At 73.4% G+C, this 17,235-nt stretch carries 19 protein-coding genes; 10 read left to right on the top strand and 9 right to left on the bottom strand.

The annotated features are described in order from the left end of the window. Nucleotides 1-8 precede the first annotated feature (8 nt). Nucleotides 9-392, bottom strand: coding sequence for a VOC family protein (locus IF651_RS10885; RefSeq protein WP_191829148.1), 384 nt, complete (start codon nt 390-392; stop codon nt 9-11). A 154-nt stretch (nt 393-546) separates the two neighbouring features. Between IF651_RS10885 and IF651_RS10880 the strand changes: the two genes are divergently transcribed. From IF651_RS10880 to IF651_RS10855, 6 genes are all read left to right on the top strand, one after another. Further along, nucleotides 547-1,641 carry a 5'-3' exonuclease gene (locus IF651_RS10880; protein WP_191829147.1) on the top strand — a complete coding sequence of 365 codons (1,095 nt, stop codon included), beginning with the start codon at nt 547-549 and terminating at the stop codon, nt 1,639-1,641. Between the two features lie 51 nt (nt 1,642-1,692). Further along, nucleotides 1,693-3,084 (top strand): FAD-binding oxidoreductase, encoded by a 1,392-nt coding sequence (locus IF651_RS10875; RefSeq protein ID WP_191829146.1) that lies wholly within the window; start codon nt 1,693-1,695, stop codon nt 3,082-3,084. A 96-nt stretch (nt 3,085-3,180) separates the two neighbouring features. Beyond that, complete coding sequence (locus IF651_RS10870; RefSeq protein ID WP_191829145.1) at nt 3,181-4,344, top strand: RDD family protein; 1,164 nt, start codon at nt 3,181-3,183, stop codon at nt 4,342-4,344. Between the two features lie 88 nt (nt 4,345-4,432). Continuing rightward, nucleotides 4,433-4,681 carry a hypothetical protein gene (locus IF651_RS10865; RefSeq protein ID WP_191829144.1) on the top strand — a complete coding sequence of 83 codons (249 nt, stop codon included), beginning with the start codon at nt 4,433-4,435 and terminating at the stop codon, nt 4,679-4,681. A 55-nt stretch (nt 4,682-4,736) separates the two neighbouring features. Continuing rightward, nucleotides 4,737-5,519, top strand: a complete 783-nt coding sequence (locus IF651_RS10860) for a deoxyribonuclease IV (RefSeq protein ID WP_191829143.1) — start codon at nt 4,737-4,739, stop codon at nt 5,517-5,519. After that, nucleotides 5,516-5,956 carry a VOC family protein gene (locus tag IF651_RS10855; RefSeq protein WP_241744350.1) on the top strand — a complete coding sequence of 147 codons (441 nt, stop codon included), beginning with the start codon at nt 5,516-5,518 and terminating at the stop codon, nt 5,954-5,956. The genes IF651_RS10860 and IF651_RS10855 overlap by 4 nt, the downstream gene beginning before the upstream one ends. 58 nt (nt 5,957-6,014) lie before the next feature. Here IF651_RS10855 and IF651_RS10850 read toward each other — a convergent pair whose 3' ends face one another. After that, entirely contained in the window at nt 6,015-7,922 is a 1,908-nt protein-coding gene (locus IF651_RS10850; RefSeq protein WP_191829142.1) for a cation:proton antiporter, read from the bottom strand. A gap of 289 nt (nt 7,923-8,211) precedes the next feature. On the opposite strand from IF651_RS10850, the gene IF651_RS10845 reads away from it, so the two are divergent. The 4 genes from IF651_RS10845 (at nt 8,212) to IF651_RS10830 (ending at nt 10,528) form a co-directional block, all read left to right on the top strand. Next, the gene (locus IF651_RS10845; RefSeq protein ID WP_191829141.1) at nt 8,212-8,631 is read left to right on the top strand and encodes a hypothetical protein; all 420 of its coding nucleotides are present in this window, start codon (nt 8,212-8,214) and stop codon (nt 8,629-8,631) included. A gap of 1 nt (nt 8,632) precedes the next feature. Beyond that, nucleotides 8,633-8,869 carry a helix-turn-helix transcriptional regulator gene (locus IF651_RS10840; RefSeq protein WP_191829140.1) on the top strand — a complete coding sequence of 79 codons (237 nt, stop codon included), beginning with the start codon at nt 8,633-8,635 and terminating at the stop codon, nt 8,867-8,869. A gap of 28 nt (nt 8,870-8,897) precedes the next feature. After that, nucleotides 8,898-9,875, top strand: coding sequence for an NAD(P)-dependent alcohol dehydrogenase (locus tag IF651_RS10835; protein WP_191829139.1), 978 nt, complete (start codon nt 8,898-8,900; stop codon nt 9,873-9,875). Between the two features lie 137 nt (nt 9,876-10,012). After that, on the top strand, nt 10,013-10,528 hold the full coding sequence (locus tag IF651_RS10830) for a mycothiol transferase (protein WP_191829138.1): 516 nt from the start codon (nt 10,013-10,015) through the stop codon (nt 10,526-10,528). Nucleotides 10,529-10,569: 41 nt separating this feature from the next. Here the strand turns inward: IF651_RS10830 and IF651_RS10825 are convergent, their stop codons facing one another. From IF651_RS10825 to IF651_RS10795, 7 genes are all read right to left on the bottom strand, one after another. Next, on the bottom strand, nt 10,570-11,241 hold the full coding sequence (locus IF651_RS10825; RefSeq protein WP_191829137.1) for a YrhK family protein: 672 nt from the start codon (nt 11,239-11,241) through the stop codon (nt 10,570-10,572). Nucleotides 11,242-11,273: 32 nt separating this feature from the next. Beyond that, complete coding sequence (gene gad, locus IF651_RS10820) at nt 11,274-12,644, bottom strand: glutamate decarboxylase (protein WP_191829136.1); 1,371 nt, start codon at nt 12,642-12,644, stop codon at nt 11,274-11,276. Nucleotides 12,645-12,714: 70 nt separating this feature from the next. Beyond that, nucleotides 12,715-13,092: a PLDc N-terminal domain-containing protein gene (locus IF651_RS10815; RefSeq protein WP_191829135.1), complete on the bottom strand. Its 378-nt coding sequence runs from the start codon at nt 13,090-13,092 to the stop codon at nt 12,715-12,717. A gap of 29 nt (nt 13,093-13,121) precedes the next feature. After that, a complete protein-coding gene (locus tag IF651_RS10810) occupies nt 13,122-13,427 on the bottom strand; it encodes an SHOCT domain-containing protein (RefSeq protein WP_191829134.1) in 306 nt (101 codons plus the stop codon). Nucleotides 13,428-13,454: 27 nt separating this feature from the next. Next, the gene (locus IF651_RS10805) at nt 13,455-13,940 is read right to left on the bottom strand and encodes a DUF6325 family protein (RefSeq protein ID WP_191829133.1); all 486 of its coding nucleotides are present in this window, start codon (nt 13,938-13,940) and stop codon (nt 13,455-13,457) included. Between the two features lie 131 nt (nt 13,941-14,071). Continuing rightward, nucleotides 14,072-14,767 (bottom strand): hypothetical protein, encoded by a 696-nt coding sequence (locus tag IF651_RS10800; protein WP_241744349.1) that lies wholly within the window; start codon nt 14,765-14,767, stop codon nt 14,072-14,074. Then, nucleotides 14,764-17,121, bottom strand: a complete 2,358-nt coding sequence (locus IF651_RS10795; RefSeq protein WP_191829132.1) for an arylsulfatase — start codon at nt 17,119-17,121, stop codon at nt 14,764-14,766. The genes IF651_RS10800 and IF651_RS10795 overlap by 4 nt, the downstream gene beginning before the upstream one ends. Nucleotides 17,122-17,235 lie beyond the last annotated feature (114 nt).

Genomic DNA, 17,235 nt, shown 5'->3' with positions numbered 1-17,235 from the left:
AGACGGTGCTACTCCCCCGCGCCGTCGTCCTGGATCACCGACAGCACGTTGCCCGCCGGGTCGCGGAACCACGCGATGAGCGGCCCGCCGCCCCGGAACACGTAGTCGTCGTCGGTCTCGACCGGCGTGCCCGCGTACCGCTCGAACGCGACGCCGCGCTCGCGCAGCGCCGCGACCGTCCCCGGGACGTCCTGGACGGGGAAGTTGAGGATCGTGAAGGACGCGGGCTCGTGCGCGTCGCCCTTGGGGTACACCAGGATGCCGGTGCTGCCCGGCAGGTCGAGCCAGAGCATGTCCTCGCCCCGCACGGGCACGCCGAGCGTCTCCGCGTAGAACGTCCGGGCCGCGCCGACGTCGTCGACCGAGAACCCGCTGAAACCCTTGCCGAGCATGGTGCCTCCAGGTGGATCGCGGGGCCGGGCACCGGACGTCCGGCCCGCTCCCAGGGTCGACCGCTCACGACGTCCGCTCTCATCGGTCGCTCGCCGGTCGCATCGAGACGGCGCCGTGCGGCACGACGTCACACGCGTGCGGCAGGATGACGGCATGACCGAGAGCACCGACGCGACGGCACCGGGAACCAGCAGCAGCAGCACCAGCACCAGCACCAGCACCAGCACCAGCACCAGCACCAGCACCAGCACCGAGCTTCTCCTGCTCGACACCGCGAGCCTGTACTTCCGCGCTTTCTTCGGCGTCCCGGACTCGATCAAGGCCCCCGACGGCACGCCCGTCAACGCGGTCCGGGGGCTGCTCGACATGATCGCGACGCTCGTGACGGACCGGCGGCCCGACCGGCTCGTCGCGTGCTGGGACGACGACTGGCGGCCCGCGTTCCGCGTCGAGGCCATCAGCTCGTACAAGGCCCACCGCGTCGCGCGCGAGGAGCCGGGCGCGACCGGCCCGAGGAGCATCGAGGAGGTCCCCGAGAGGCTCCTGGTCCAGGTCCCCGTGATCGTCGAGGTGCTCGCGGCCCTGGGGATCGCGCGTGTCGGCGTGCCCGGGTACGAGGCCGACGACGTGATCGGCACCCTCACGACGCTCGAGGTCGCGCGGCACGCGGGGACACCCGACGACGGACCGGGCCCGTCCGGCCGCGCGGCCGGTCGCGGGGACCGGGCGCTCGTCGAGGTGGTGACCGGGGACCGCGACCTGTTCCAGCTCGTCGACGACTCCGCCGGCGTGCGCATCCTCTACCCCACCAAGGGCGTGCGGAACCTCGACGTCGTCGACCAGTCGCGGCTCGCCGAGCGCTACGGGCTGGCGACCGGCGCCGCGTACGCCGACATGGCGACCCTCCGGGGCGACCCGAGCGACGGCCTGCCCGGCGTCCCCGGCATCGGGGAGAAGACGGCGGTCGCGCTGCTCGACCGGTACGGCGACCTCGCGGGCGTGCTGGCCGCGCGCGATGCCGGCGACCCTGGCCTCACGGCGACCCAGCGCCGCCGTCTGACGGAGGCCGCGGACTACCTCGAGGCCGCGCCCGTCGTCGTGCAGGTGGCCCGCGACGCCCCGGTGGGCGACGTCCACGACGCGCTGCCGAGCGCCCCGGCGGACCCGGACGCGCTCGCGGCGCTCACCGAGCGATGGGGTCTGGGCTCGTCGGTGCAGCGGGTGCTGACGGCCCTCGCCGAGCGGTAGCGCCCGTCGACCCGACGTCACGAAGCCGACGCGCGGGCCTCTCCTCCTCCTATGACGACCAGCGCACCCTCCATCGTCCTGCTCGACGCGGTCGCCGCTCTCGGCGCGCGCCTCACCGGTCGCGTGCTCCTGCGCGACGACCTTCCCGGCGACGGCCCGACCGCCGCACAGTCCGTCGCCGCCCACAGCACCCTGATCGAGCACGACCCGGCGGTCGTCGTCCTCGCGGAGTCCGAGGCGGACGTCGTCGAGGCGGTCCGGCTCGCCGCCGCGCACGACCTGCCCGTCCGCGTGCACGCGACCGGCCACGGGGCCGCGTGGCCCGTGACCGACGGCGTCGTCGTCGGGACCCAGGGCCTGGCCGGCGTCGAGATCGACCCGGCGACCCGGGTCGCGCGCGTCGGTGCGGGCACCCGCTGGCAGGCCGTGATCGACGCCGCGGCTGTGCACGGGCTCGCGCCGATCACCGGGTCGTCCACGCACGTCGGCGTCGTCGGGTACACGCTCGGCGGCGGGATCGGCCCGCTGGTGCGCAGCCACGGGCTCACGACGGACCGGGTCCGCGGGGCACGTGTCGTGCTCGCCGACGGCACGGTGGTCGAGACGGACGCCGAGCACGAGCCGGAACTGTTCTGGGCGCTGCGGGGCGGCAAGGGCGGTCTCGGCGTCGTGACGCGCCTCGATCTCGAGCTCGTCGAGCTGAGCAGCCTGTACGCCGGGTCGCTGACCTTCGACACCCCGCACGTCGAGGACGCGTTCCGCGGCTGGGCCCGGTGGACGGCCACCGCACCCGACGACGTCTCGACGTCCGCCGTGATCCTCGCGCTCCCCGACCTGCCGTTCGTCCCCGAGCCGCTGCGCGGGCGCACGGTGCTCACCGTGCGCTTCGCCTACGCGGGCGACGCCCACGAAGGAGCGCTCCGAGCCGCACCGCTGCGCGCGCTCGCCCCGGTCCTGACCGACGCGCTCGGCGAGATCCCCACGACCGCCGTCGCGACGATCCACGCCGACCCGGAGGACGCGAGCCCCTCGTGGGTGTCCGGCGCAGGGCTGCGCGAGGTGGACGAGTCGTTCGTCGACCGGTTCCTCGCCGAGTACGGGCCGGGGAGCGACTCGCCGTTCGTCGCCGCGGAGCTCCGGCACCTCGGGGGCGCGGCGGCACGCGACGTCGACGGCGGGTCGGCGGCCGGGGGCCGGACCGCAGGCTTCCTGCTCAGCCTCGTGGGGGTGGACCCGCCCCGGGTCCCCGACATGGTGGCGAACGCGCAGGCGCTCGCGGCGTGGTCGGCGCCGTGGGCCGCGAGCGAGACGAACGCGAACTTCCTGTCCGGCCCGTGGACCGAGGAGACGCTCGAGCGCGCGTGGTCACCGGAGACGTCCTCGCGGCTGCGGTCGGTGCGGGCGCGCTACGACCCGGCCGGACGGTTCCCGCTGGGCGCCTGAGCCCCTGGGCCCGAGTGCCTCCCCCGTCGGGGGCCGAGCCCGCGGACGGGACCCCGCACGCGTGACGTCGCCCGTCCGTTCTGCGAAGATCCTGCCGTGACCAGCGACGCACCGACCGGGGCACCCGTCCTCTCGCACGACGCGAGGTCCGGCGACCTCGAGACGCACCTGCACGGCGTCGGGCAGGACCCGGACCAGCCCCCGTACGCGAGCTGGGCCCGGCGCGTCGTCGCCTACCTGCTGGACACCGCGGTCGTCGGGGGCGTGGCGTTCCTCGCGGCCGGCGCGACGAGCGCGCCCGCGGTGCTGCCGGGCCTCTCGTCCGGGGCCGGCGCGGGCGTCGGCGTGGACGACAGCGCCTGGCTCGCGCTGACGGTGCTGGGCCTGGCGCTGCTCCAGGCGTACACGGGGGCGACGCCCGGCAAGCGCGTCGCCGGGATCGTCGTCGTCCGGCAGGAGACCGGCCGGCCCGCCGGCATCGTCACGACGGTGCTGCGCTGGCTCGCGCACGTCGTGGACTGCGTCCTCCTCATCGGATACCTGCGACCCCTGTGGCACCCGCAGCGCAAGACGTTCGCGGACTCGATGCTGAGCACCGTCGTGCTCCACCGGACCAGGCCCGACGCCGCGCGGCCCCTCGCCCGCCGCCGCGCCTCCGCCCTGGTGACCGCCGCCGCGGTGGTGCTGTGCGGCACGGGCGCGGCATTCGCGCTCGGCCCGACGAGCACGGCCTCGTCGTCGTGGGTCACGGGGTGCGACCCGGCGCCGACCGCAGACTCGACGACCGCGCCGCTCACCTTCGTGTCCGTCGAGGCCGACTTCGTCCCCACGACGGTGACCGCAACCCGGTGGGGCGTGACACGCAGCAGCACGGACCCCGACCCGAGCACGCCCTACGGGTCGGGGTGGACGGGGCTGACCGCGGTCTACTTCGTCGACGCCGCGGCCGGGACCGAGACCCACGAGCCGGTGGACGCCGACCTGGTCCTGGCGGTGCAGGACGTCGACGGCGCACCCGTCTCCGAGGAGGCGAGCACGTTCCGTGTCTCGTTCGACGCGGGCGGCAGCACCTGGCAGCAGATCGAGGGCACGACCTCCGCGGGATCGGTCGCCGAGGCCGTCAACGTGCCGGAGGCGGCGCTCGACGGGCTGGCGCCGGGATGGACCTGGCGGGCATCGCTGCGCGTCGACGGGCAGGAGGTCGCGTCGTGCGCCGGCGCCGGCGCCGGCGCCTCGGACGCCCGCGCCGCACAGCTCTAGTCGCGCAACACGGACGAAACGCGCCCGACGAGGTCGGGAAACCTTTCCGTCGCACGATGGTGGTTCCACCGACACCCTGGAGCCCCTCGTGCCCGACCACCCTCTCTTCTCCTCGCCAGGCGCCACCACCGCCCCGTCGACGACGAACCACCCGCGCACGACCCACGCGTCGGGCGACCAGGACCTGGACCTCGGGCTGAACAAGCACGGCGAGGTCCGCCGCTCGGCCAACCCCGGGGACGAGCGCACCGTGGACCCGACCGACCGCAGACGACGCGCGCGGTCCGCGCTGCGCGACCTCCAGAAGGACACGATCTTCCGGACCCTGGAACGCTGACGCTACGTACCGCCCGTGCGGCGCGACGTGGGTGGTTCCGCGTAGGTTGAGGACCATGCGGATCGGAGCCCATCTCGACCAGTCGGACGTCATCTCTCAGGCGCGGGAGGTCGGCGCGGACGTCGCGCAGGTCTTCCTCGGCGACCCGCAGTCCTGGAAGGGGCCGGAGTTCACCTTCCCCGGCGGCGCCGACGCGCTGCGCGACGCTGCCCGGGAGGCCGACCTCCAGCTCGTCGTCCACGCCCCGTACGTCATCAACGTCGCGAGCCCCAACAACCGGATCCGGATCCCGAGCCGCAAGCTGCTCCAGCAGATCGCGGACGGGGCGTCCGCGATCGGCGCCACGGGCGTGGTGGTGCACGGCGGGCACGTCACCGCGAAGGAGGACCCCGCGAAGGGGTTCGACAACTGGCGCAAGGCGATCGACGCGCTCGAGACCGACGTGACGGTGTACATCGAGAACACGGCGGGCGGCGACTTCTCCATGGCCCGGCGCCTGGACCGGATCGAGGGCCTGTGGGCTGCGGTCCAGCAGGCCGACGGCGCCGAGAACGTCGGCTTCTGCCTCGACACGTGCCACGCCTGGGCGGGTGGGATCGACCTCACCTCCGCGGTGGCGGACGTCCGCGCGATCACCGGCCGCGTGGACCTGGTGCACCTCAACAACAGCCGCGACACCGCCGGCTCCGGCGCCGACCGGCACGCGGGCCTCACGGCCGGGACCATCGACCCGGACCTGCTGCTCGGCGTCGTGCGCGACGCGGGCACGTCCGTCGTCTGCGAGACGCACGCGGACGCGCCCGCCGACGTCGCATGGCTGCGCGGGGCCCTGGCATGAGCGCCCCCGCAGGCGAGGCGGGCGGACCCGGCGCGCCGCTCACGCCGATGCCGCTGCGCAACGTGACCGTCGACGCGCGCGACCCGCGCGGGCTCGCCGAGTTCTACCGACGGCTCGCCGGGTGGGCGTACACGCCGGGGCACGAGGCTCCCGATCCCGACGGTGACGACTGGCTGACCCTCGAGTCGCCCGGGGACGGCATCACGCGCCTCGCGCTCCAGCGCTCCGACGCGCCGGTCCCGCCGTGGCCCGGTGGCGCACGAGTGCACCTGGACCTCCGCGTCCCTGACCTCGAGGCCGCGCACGAGCACGCGCTGGCGTGCGGCGCGACCCCGTTGACGGGGACACCCGAGGAGGAAGGCCATCCCGAGGACCCGTTCCGTGTCTACGCCGATCCCGAGGGCCACCCGTTCTGCCTGTGCGCACCGCTCGGCTGACGATCTCCGACCGGTCCCCACGGCGTCCTGGCGCGGACGGTCCTGGCGCGGGCGCTGCTCAGGTGTCGTCGCCCCCGTCGGTGGGACCGCGCCGGAGCTCGAGGTCGATCTGCTCGGCGTCGAGCAGGTTGAGCGCGTAGGTCAGGGCCTGGGAGCTGTAGACGCCCGCCGACCTCGCCTCCAGCAGCCGCGCCCGCCGCGCCTCGATGGCCCGCAGCCTCAGCTCGCGGTACTGGTCGAACAGGTCCGCCGGCGTCGCGTCGTCGGCGTCGCCGTTCTCGAGGTCGATGAGGACGTCGTGCCGGACGCGGTCGACGACCACCGGGTCGTACGACCTGCCTCCCGGTCGGCGGAGGTCCGGTGCGTCGACCACCTGGACCGCGGCGTCGTCCATCTCGGCGCGCAGCGACGCGCGGTCGCCGTCGGCCCGCGAGGACCCCCCTGACAGACCCAGACGGCGCACGACCCACGGCAACGTGCCGCCCTGGAGCAGCAGCGAGCCCGCCGCGACGCCGAACGCCACGAGGACGAGCAGCGATCGGTGCGGCGTCCCACCGGGCAGCGACTGGGCGGCCGCGACGGTCACGACGCCGCGCATCCCGGCCCACACGAGGAGCACGCCCTCCCGGGGGCCCAGCGGTTCCGCCGTCAGGTAGTCGATGTCCGCGACGCGCCGGCGCAGGACGGCGCGCATGCGACCGACCCGCGCCTGCGGATCCGCCCGCGGTCCGCCGGTCCGCTGACCTCGCCGAGCCTCGTTCGGGGCGTACGGCAGGTGCGGGCCGATCGCGTGCATCTCCGCGGTGAGCCCGGTCGCGTCGTCCGCGGCGGGCACGGACCCGGCCGAGGACCCGGCTGGGCCGAGGGTGGGGGCGAGCCGCTCGCCGTCGGGCCCGAACTTCGCGTCGAGCCGGTGCTGCATGCCCGTGATCGCGGGACGGACCCGCTCGCCGCGCCGCGCGCGCCGGCCGGCACCCCGCACGAGCGGCAGCACGTACGCCGACCGCACGAGCACGACCGCCACGATCGTCAGGGCGGCGACCCCGACCGCCTGCCAGAGATCGCCGTTGGTGTCGACGACGTCCGCCACGAGGTCGAACAGCTCGAGGCCCATGAGGAGGAACACCCCGCCCTCGAGCAGGATCTCGACCATCCCCCAGTTCGACCGCTCCGAGATCCGGTCCTGGGGGCGCAGGTACTTCGCCGACCCGTTGCCCGTGACGAGTCCGGCGGTGACCGCCGCGACGAGGCCCGAGGCCCCCAGCAGCTCCGCGGGCAGGTACGCGACGAACGGGACGACGAACGACACGGCGGTGCTCAGCGAGGCGCGGCCCAGCCGCGCCCGTACGAACAACCCCAGCAGCCCGACCGGGAACCCGACCGCCACGGCGATCAGCACGGCCAGCACGAAGTCCCCCGCGACCGACCACAGCGACACGCTCGCCGCCGTCGCCGCGACGGCGGAGCGCAGCAGCACGAGCGCCGACGCGTCGTTGAGCAGGCTCTCGCCCTCGAGCACCGTCACCACGCGCGGCGACGCCCCGAGCCGGCGCACGATCGCGGTCGCGGCCGCGTCCGTCGGGCTCACGATCGCGCCGAGCGCGATGCCCGTCGCCAGCGGGAGGTCCGGGACCAGCACGGTGAACAGCAGACCGAGCAGCACGGAGCTCACCACCACGAGCACCACCGACAACCCGCCGATCGCCGTGAAGTCGCGGCGGAAGTCCATCGTCGGCATCCGCACCGCCGACGAGTACAGCAGCGGCGGGAGCACCCCCGCGAGGATCCACTCGGGCGCGACCTCGACGGCCGGCACGAACGGGAGGAAGCTGATCACCACGCCGAGCAGCACGAGCAGCAGCGGGGCCGCGACCCCGGACCGCCGCGCGACCGCGTTCACCCCGACCACCGCGACGCCCGCGAGCGCCGCGACACCGATCACCGTGAGGATCTGGTCCTCGCTCATCCCCACGGTCCCCTCTGTCGCGCTCCTGGTCGGTCCGCTGCTCAAACTACCGCCGGTCGGGAACTCCCTCTCGGGGAGGTGGCCGGGGACGCGGTCGGCGCGCCAGGTTCGCCGCCTTCGCTCGACCTTCGCCGATGACGGTCCGCTCGCCGAGCTCGCACGACGGTCGCGTGACGGCGTCGCCTCTGTTCCTGGCCACCGTGGTATGTCGATCATTCTTGACGTCGTGTCTGTTCTGCTTTACATTCGTTCATGTCAGCAATCTTTGACATCACCCGTGGGAGCCAGCATGTCGTACGAGGAGAAGGGCACGTGGGTCTACCTCGTGGTGAGCGTCGTGGTCTACGGGGTCTACGTGGGAGTGCTCCTCTCGACGGCGCAGGGCGGGACGCTCGCCGACGTCGCGTACGTCGCCCCGCTGCTGTGGACGATCGTCGCCTCCGTCGTCGCGGCGGTCGTCGTACGGATCGTGGTCGAGGTGGTCCGTCCGAGCGAGAGCTACCGGAGCGACGAGCGCGACCGCGAGCTCGCACGGCGCGGTGTCGCCGTCGGCTGGTGGGGCGTGATCGCGGGGGCGCTCGTGGCACTCGTGCTCGCCCTCGTCGAGGCCGACTACTTCTGGATCGCCAACGCCGTCTACCTCGGGTTCGTCGTCTCCGCCGTCCTGTCGTCGGTGACGACGATCGTCGCCTACCGCCGGGGGGTCTGACATGGGCGGCAGACCGACCCGGGTCACCAACTCCATCCGTGCCCTGCGCTTCGCCCGCGGTGAGATGACGCAGGCCGAGCTCGCGGACCGCGTCGGTGTCACCCGCCAGACCGTCATCGCGATCGAGCAGGGGCGCTACTCGCCGTCGCTCGAGACGGCGTTCCTCGTCGCCCGCGCGCTGCGGGCACCGCTGGACGAGGTCTTCGGCTACCCCGAGGACACCCCCGACGGCACCTGACGACACCCGCCCACGAGAGGACACGTCGATGCTCGCAGCAGTCTCCACCACGTACGGACCGCCCGAGGTCGTGCACGTCGCCGAGCTCGCCGACCCCGCGCCCGGCGCGGGCGAGATCCTCGTGCGCAACCGCGCGAGCACGATCGAGGCCGCTCTCGTCGCGGCACGCTCCGGCACGCCGTGGTTCGCGCGCCTCGCGTTCGGCCTGCGTCGGCCGCGTCACCCGGTGCTCGGCGGCGAGGTCGCCGGGGAGGTCGTGGCCGTCGGCGACGGGGTGACCAGGTTCTCGGTCGGCGACCGCGTCGTCGGGCTCACGCACATGGGTGCCGGCGCGCACGCGGAGCTCGTGGTCCTGCGCGCGGACGGGGTGGTCGAGCCGGTGCCGGACGACCTCACCGCCGTCGACGCCGCGGTCCTCGCCGCCGGCCCCCTGACCGCGCTGCCCTTCCTCGCGGTCCACGCCCGGGTCCGGGCCGGGCAGTCGGTACTGGTGATCGGCGCCTCGGGGTGCGTCGGGACGGCGGCGGTCCAGGTCGCCGTGCACACCGGGGCGCAGGTCACCGCCGTGTGCGGACCCCGTGGGACCGGGTTGGTCCGAGAGCTGGGCGCCACCGGCGTCGTGGACCGGACGGCGCAAGACTTCACGGCGACGACGGCGCGGTACGACGTCGTGCTCGACGCCGCGGGCGTGAGCTCGTACCGCCGCTGCCGTCACCTCCTGACCGACGACGGTGTCTACCTCACGACGGTCCCGTCCCTGCCGATCCTGTGGAGAAACCTGTGGACCGGGCGGCGCACGCGCGGTCGCCGCGGCGTCGTCGCGTTCACCGGCCTGCGGTCCGACGCGCAGAAGGCCGCGACCCTGCGGACCGCGCTGTCCCTCGGTCGCTCCGGCGCGCTCCGTCCGGTCGTGGACGCCACGTACTCGCTCGACGAGATCGCCGACGCCCACCGGCACGTCGAGGACGAGCACAAGGCCGGGACCGTCGTCGTGCGCCTCGACTGAACCCGGCCCGGTCGGCTCTCCGGCGGCGGGACCGGGCAACGCGCCACGGGTTCGGCCGGCCGTCGACCGCCTCCGGTCGCGAGGACCCGTCGCGCCGGGAGACGCTGGCGGTGCACCTACCGACGAGAGGCGAACCTGTGGACGCACACGCACTGCTCGACGACCTGTTCGGACGCATCGGCCCGACGGCGGCCCGCGCCGTCGACGGCCTCGGCGACGACGCGCTCACCGCGCGGCTCGACCCCGAGGCCAACACCATCGCCTGGCTCGCCTGGCACCTGGCCCGCGGGCAGGACGCGCAGGTCGCCGCCGCCGTCGGGCGCGACCAGGTGTGGACCCGCGACGGCTGGGCCCGGCTCTTCGACCTGCCGTTCGACGACTCGGCGTCCGGCTACGGCCAGTCGCCCGACGACGTCGCGCAGGTCCGCGCGAGCGCCGAGCTCCTGCTCGGGTACGTCGACGCCGTGCAGTCCGAGTCGGCCGACGCGCTCGCGGCGCTCACGGACGACGACCTCGACCGGGTGGTCGACGAGGCGTGGGACCCGCCCGTCACGCTCGGCGCACGGCTGATCAGCGTCGCGGTCGACAGCCTGCAGCACGCGGGCCAGGCGGCCTACGTGCGCGGCGTCCTGGAGCGCACCGGCCGGGCCTGACCCTTGAGGTCCGCCGCTCCAGCTCGTCCTCGATGACGGCATCACTCGGCCGGGAGTGCATCACTCGGCGAATTCCCATCGACGGAGCGGCGCGAGAGCAGCGCCGCGACCAGGAAGCACACCGCCCCGACGATCGTGCCGGCGTCGTCCCACCACGTGCTGACGTAGTCCCCGGTGGACGGGTCGACGTACGCCCCGACGGCGGAGGCGGCGAAGGCGACGGACCCGAGCACGTTGAGCCACGTGCCGTGCCAGGTGCGGGCGTCGGTGTCCCAGAGGTGTCCCCGGTCCCGGGTCGCGACGATCGCGAGTGCGGAGGAGACGAGGAAGGCCACGGAACCATAGGCGTCGGGCCGCCAGCCGGCACCGGTCAGCGTCGGCTCGGCGACCGCCGCGACCAGCGCCGCCGCCGTGCTGACGTTGAAGCACACCGTCCCGACCAGCTGGACCGCCGCGCCCCACCAGTCCCACCGGTCCGCGGGGTGCGTGCCGGCGCGCGGGGGTCGCCGCCCGCTGAGAGCGAGCTGGACGAACGCCGCCGCCGTGAAGAGCAGCGAGCCGACGAAGAAGGTCACCCCGACGGTCACGGCGCCGACCGCGTCGGCATAGGGCGGGAGCGCACCGACGAGGAAGCACAGCGAGCCGAGCGCGAAGCCCCACGCCTCGCGGCGCAGCCGTCGTCGTACCTCGAGCGCTCCCGTCGAGGCGCTCACGGCTCCTCCCACCGCCGCCCGGTCCACGAGGGCTAGTGGTGGAAGCTCGGTCGCAGGCCCTCGACGGGCATCGGCGACGAGAGCCCGTCGAGCCACTCGGTCTCGACCCGGATGTCCGCGAGCAGGTCGTCGGCGAGGTCCCGGCTCACACCGTTGCGCACGACGATCCGCTGCACGGTGACGTCGCCGAGGTCGTCGGGCATCGGGTACGCCGGGATGAGCCAGCCCTTCATCCGGAGCCGGTCGGAGAGGTGGTACAGGCTCCAGTTCTCCGTGTGCCCGGGCTTGAGCTGCCACGCGAAGACGGGGATGTCCGACCCGTCGTTCCACAGGTCGAACGCGCCGATGTCCGCGATGCCGCGGGCGAGGTACTTCGCGACGTCCTGGCACTCCTGCTGGATCGCGGTGTACCCCTCCCGCCCGAGCCGCAGGAACTGGTAGTACTGCAGCAGCACCTGGGCGCCCGGGCGCGAGAAGTTCAGCGCGAGGGTCGGCATGTCCCCGCCGAGATAGCTCACCCGGAAGATCAGCTCCTCGGGCAGCGCGTCGAGCGTGCGCCACACGACCCAGCCCACCCCCGGGTACACCAGGCCGTACTTGTGGCCCGACGTGCTGATCGAGTGCACGCGCTCGAGCCGGAAGTCCCACACGACGTCCTGCTGGATGAACGGCGCGATCATCGCCCCGGACGCCCCGTCGACGTGGATCGGCACGTCGTGCCCCGTCCGCTCCTGCAGGGCGTCGAGCGCGGCCGCGATCTCCTGCACCGGCTCGTACATGCCCGTGTAGGTGACGCCCATGATCGCCACGACGCCGATGGTGTTCTCGTCGACGTGCTCCTCGACGTTGCTGCCGTCGAGGCACGGGTGCTCGGCGGTGATCGGCACGTACCGCGGCTCGACCTCGAAGTAGTTGCAGAACTTCTCCCAGCACACCTGCACCGCCGAGCTCATCACGAGGTTCGGGCGGTCGGCCGACATCCCGGCCGTGCGCCGCGCGAGCTGCCACCGGCGTTTGAGCGCGAGGCCGCCGAGCATGCACGCCTCGGACGACCCGACCGTGGACGTGCCGATGCAGTCCGTCACGTCGGGCACGTTCCACAGGGATCCGAGGATGCGCCAGCAGTTCTCCTCGATCGCTGCCGTCCGGGGGTACTCGTCCTTGTCGACCATGTTCTTGTCGTAGACCTCGGCGTAGAGGCGGTCGGCCTCGTCGCCCATCCACGTCGCGACGAAGGTCGCGAGGTTCAGCCGGGAGTTGCCGTCGAGCATGACCTCGTCGTGCACGAGCTGGTACGCGGACGTCGGCTCCATCTCGCCGTCGGGGATCTGCAGGCGCGGCGCGACGGCGCGCACCCCGTCCCGGGTGTAGGTGGGTCGCAGCACGTGGCGCTGGTCGGTCATCGTTCGGTCCTTTCGACGAGCCGAGACGATCGGCGCGGTCGGTGCTGCGTGTGCCGGGTGCGGGTCGGGCTCAGGCCAGGGCCTTCGCCTTGAGCGCGGCGAACTCGCGCTCGTCGATCGTCCCCGCGTCGAGCAGGGCCTTCGCGTCGGAGATCTGCGACGCCGCGGACGCGCCGGACACGCCGCGGATGTACGCCTCCGTGTCCGCCCGCGCGCCTGCCAGCCGCTCGGCGTGACGCTCCGCCATGCCCCGACCGCGCGCGACGAGGTAGATCAGTGCGGTCAGGAACGGCACGACGACCAGCGCGAGCAGCCACACGGCCTTCCACCACCCGCTCAGGTGCCGGTCGCGGAACAGGTCGCCGATGATCTGGAAGAGGATCACCAGGTACATCACGAGGAAGAACCACCAGATCATCAACCCGAACCAGTCCCAGAAGGTGTCCATGTCCGTGCCTTTCGTCGAGCCGACCGCGATCAGTCGGCGAGGATCCGTGCCTTCTCCGCCTCGAACTCGGCAGGGCTGAGCACGCCCTGGTCACGCAGGGCGGCGAGCTGGGTGAGCTGTTCGATCCGTGCGTCCGTCCCCGACGACGCCGGAGGGGGCGGGGCGTACGCCGGCTGCGCGTACGTCGGGGGTGGCGCCGCGTACGTCGGCGCGGGCTCCGCGGGCTGCTGCGCCGCCCACCGGCCTGCCTGGCGGCGCGAGACGCGGTTGGAGACGGCGGTCGCCGTCCCGGCGATGGCGGCGGTCCGCGCGACGCCGCGAAGAAGTCCTGGCACGGGAGTGTCCTCTCAGGAAGGCCGGGCTCAGACGCCCGGCTCGGCGGCGTCCAGCGACGCGAGGATCGCCTGGACGGGGATGCGGCCGCTCGCGACGAGCTGGGCGCCGTTGCGACGCAGCGCAGTCGCGAACGGGGCGGCCCACGCGTTCTCGTAGACGAGCACCACGGCCGTCATGCCGGGCTCGACGGCGCCGGCGGCCTCGGCCAGGTCGTCGTCGCCCAGGAGGCCGGAGCGGGCGCCCGCGAACACGGCGAGCTCCGTCGAGCCGTCGTCGAGCTCCTCCATGCCGAGGCCGGTCACCGAACCGTCCTCCTCGCGGCGGATCACGACCAGGTCGAGCACCCGGATGATGCCGCGCTCCACGAGGTCGAGCAGGTGCGGGAACGCGACGTCGCCCGTCGCGCGGTCCGTCGGGAGCTCGACGACCAGGAAGTCGACGGGCCCGCCCTCCTCGAAGTCGCCGACGTCCCCGGCATCACCGTGGAGCTCTTGCCCGAGTTCCTGCGTCATGGTCGACCGCCCCTCTCACGTCGTGCCCGCGTCGACCGCGGGCCTCCTGCCAGGTTGCCGCGCGGGGCCGTCGTCGTCCTCACGCAGAACGCATGAAGTGCGGCGGCACGGTGCGAGGGCGTCGCGCCACGTCAGACCAGGACGGGGAACGACACCAGGATCCCCACGCCGACGGCACCCACGACCATCCCCGCCCCGAGCAGGTACCAGCCGGCCCATCGCTCGGTGTGCCGCTCGGACAGCGCCACGAAGAACAGGACGAGCGCGAAGAGCACGGTGAGCAGGGCGTAGTCGTCCCCACGCTGGTTGCTGCGCAGCGCCGCCGCGAACTTCGCCTCAGCCCTCGTGCTCGCGGCCGCCGCCTCCGCGCGGCCCTCGGGCACGTAGGACGCCTCGGCGAAGGGAGAGCGCAGCGTCTCCCCGCCCGCCTGCCAGTCGTCGAACGCGACGACGAACTCGGGCGTGAAGCGCGCCTGCACGTACTCGGCCAGCTCCGTGTCGCCGGCCGCGCGCGCGTCGAACCACTGCAGGTAGATCGCCAGGTCGATCGCGGTGACGTCGCGGGCCTCGCTCGCGAGGTCGATCGACTCGATGCGCGCGCTCGACGCCTCGCTGAACCGGATGGACATCTGCCCGCTCCACTTCGAGGACTCGAACCCGCACCACGCCGTCAGGATCGCGGTCACGGACAAGACGACGACGGCGAGCACCGCACGCGTGCGCTCGCCCGGCGGTTGCCGGTGCGCTACCGTTCCGTGCGGTCCGACCGGCTCCGGTACAGCCGGTTCGCCCGCCGGTTCGCCGGGCGACGCGTCCTGCGTCGTCATGCAGGGTCCGCGTCCGGGACCACGTAGGCGATGCGGACGTCGTCGATCCGCCCGGTGAAGGCGAACGGCATGCGGTCGGCGTACTCGCGCGACACCGCACCCCCGTACGCCCTGCCGATGTCGAGGCAGTCGTTCGCGGAGAACAGCAGCGGTGCGCTGGTCGGTACGGTCCCGGACGCGACCTCGTCGCCGTCGACGCTCAGGACGACCTGCAGCGGCCCGGCGGGCCGGGTCTCGACGTACGTCGTCGCGATCTCGATCGTGTGCTCGCCGGGCGCGACCGGCGCGTCCGACCGGATGACCGTCCGCTCGATGAGGAACAGGTTGTACTCGTAGGTCAGCACGCCGTCGAGCAGGAAGCACGTGAGCCCGCCGCCCGCACCGCCGAGCTTGTAGAGCACGCCCTCCGCCCGCTCGGGCACCGTGACCGTCATCGTGACGGTGTTCGGCCGGTTGCCGAGCGCCGGTGCGCAGAACTCCGGCACCCGCACGGTGTCACCGGACATCTCCCACTCCGAGTACGGCGGGGTGATGCGGTCCTCGGGGTGCACCAGCACCCAGAGTCCGCCGCCGATGGGCAGCGCCTCGTTGCGCGCCGCCTCGATGGCGAAGAGCTCCTTGAGCTCGGCGAGCCTCTCGGGGTGCTCGGCGGCGAGGTCGTGCGCCTGGCTCCAGTCCTCGTCCAAGTGGTACAGCTCCCACACGTCGTGGTCGGGGGTCCACGTCGTGATGCCCGCCGGGGTCCCGGGGACCCAGGGCAGGCGCGGCCCGACGGCCGAGGCCATCCAGCCGTTCGAGTAGATGGAGCGGCTGCCCATGATCTCGAAGTACTGCGTGCGGTGCCGGCCTACCGCGTCCGGGTCGTCGATCGAGTACGCGAAGCTCGTCCCGTCGATCGGGTCCTGCGGGATGCCGTTGACCGTCTCCGGGTGGGAGATGCCCAGGATCTCGTAGATCGTCGGCACGAGGTCGACGACGTGGTGGAACTGGGTCCGGGGTCGGGAGTCGGGCGTGATGCGGTCGGGCCAGCTCACGAACATCGGGTTCCGCGTGCCGCCGAGGTGGGACGCGAGCAGCTTCATCCCCTTGTACGGCGACGAGCCCGCCCAGGCCCATCCCGCGTGGTACATGTTGTCGGTCGCGGAGGTGCCGAGCGCGTCGAGCCCGCCGAGGTCGTCGAGCGCCGCGATGTGCTGCTCGACGGTGCTCGGGATGCCGTTCTGCGCCAGGAGCTCGCTGATCGTGCCGTTCTGCCCCTCGCCCGACGACCCGTTGTCGCCCCAGATGTAGACGACGATCGTGTTGTCGCCGTACCCGAGCCGCTCGACCTCGTCGAGCAGCCGCCCGGCCTGCACGTCCGCGTGCTCGCCGAACCCCGCCGCCACCTCCATCAGCCGGGACTGGAACGCCTTCTGGTCGGCGGGGATGTCGTCCCACGCGTCGAGGCTCTCGTCCCGAGGCGTGAGCTCGGTGTCCTGGGGAACCCACCCCGCATCCTTCGCGCCCTCGAGCGCGCGCCCGCGGTAGGCGTCCCACCCGTCGTCGAACATCCCGGCGTACCGGTCCGCCCACTCCTTCATGACGTGGTGCGGACCGTGCAGCGCACCGGTGGCCCAGTAGACGAAGAACGGCTTGTCGGACGCGGACGCCTTGTGCTCCCGGAGCCAACGCATCGCGTCGTCGGCGATGTCCTCGCTGAGGTGGTAGCCCTCCTCGGGCGTCTTCGGCGGGAGCACGGTCGAGGTGTTGCGCACGAGGTTGGGTTCGTACTGCGACGCCTCGCCCGCGAGGAACCCGTAGAAGTACTCGAACCCGTACCCGGTCGGCCACCGCTCGAACGGGCCGGCCGCCGTCGTCTCCTCCGCCGGCGTGTTGTGCCACTTGCCCCACGCCCCGGTCGAGTACCCGTACTGGCGCAGCACCTCGGCCATCGTCGCGCTGGTCTTGGGGATGTGTCCGGAGTACCCGTCCCAGTCGTTCGCGAGCTCGGCGATCTGACCGTTGCCGATCCGGTGGTGGTTGCGGCCCGTCAGCAGCGACGCACGCGTCGGCGAGCACATCGCCGTCGTGTGGAACCGGTTGTACCCCACGCCCCCCGCCCGCACGCGGTCGAGCGTGGGGGTGCGGACCAGACCGCCCAGCGTGGTCGGCAGCGCCGGTCCGGCGTCGTCGACGAGGATCACGACGACGTTCGGCGCGTCGTCGGGCAGGTGCTGCTCCGGCGGCCTCGGCGAGTACGTCGACTCGGCGAGCGTGCGCCCGGCGAGGCTGCCCGAGCGCCTCGGCGGGAACGGCAGGGTGCGTTCCGGCGGCAGCGGCCGCCCGACCACGGTGGCAGACGTGTCCTCGCTCATCGTTCCTCGCTCCTGCTCGTCCTCCGGCGGGGCGTCACGACAGTGACCGCATCACGGTAGGTCGGGCGGGACCGCGGGCTCATCACGCAGATCGCACGATCCACGGCGGCAGGT

Origin of the sequence: Cellulosimicrobium arenosum (genome assembly GCF_014837295.1) — a bacterium.
Classification (GTDB): Bacteria; Actinomycetota; Actinomycetes; order Actinomycetales; family Cellulomonadaceae; genus Cellulosimicrobium; species Cellulosimicrobium arenosum.
This window is presented reverse-complemented; position numbering and strand designations above follow the sequence as displayed.